We start from the raw sequence: 281 nt of genomic DNA, 5'->3' as shown, positions 1-281 counted from the left end.
CCGCCGGGCGGGGCGGTGGGTCTGTTTTGGGGCGTGCCCCGCCCTTTTTTTTTCCCCCCCCCCCCCCCCCCCCCCCCAAAAAAAACCCCCCCCCCCCGCCCCCCCCCCCCCCCCACACAAACCCCCCACCCCCCCCCCCCCCCCCCCCCACCCCCAACACACCCCCCCCCCCCCCCCCCCCCCCCCAAACCCCCCCCCACCCCCCCCCCCCCCCCCCCCCCCAAAAACCCCCCCCCCCCCCCCCCGGCCCCCACAACCCCCCCCCCCGGCGCTGTAGTGAG

1 protein-coding gene is annotated in these 281 nt (G+C 81.1%); it reads right to left on the bottom strand.

Translation table 11 applies throughout. The annotated features are described in order from the left end of the window. Positions 1 to 281 (bottom strand): hypothetical protein (locus tag AC0L15_RS33290; protein WP_473498432.1); only part of this gene is annotated, 281 nt, incomplete at both ends.

Source organism: Mesorhizobium sp. WSM4846 (assembly GCF_055811415.1).
The sequence above is the reverse complement of the archived record's forward strand: the minus strand, read 5'-3'. Positions and strand labels throughout refer to the sequence as shown.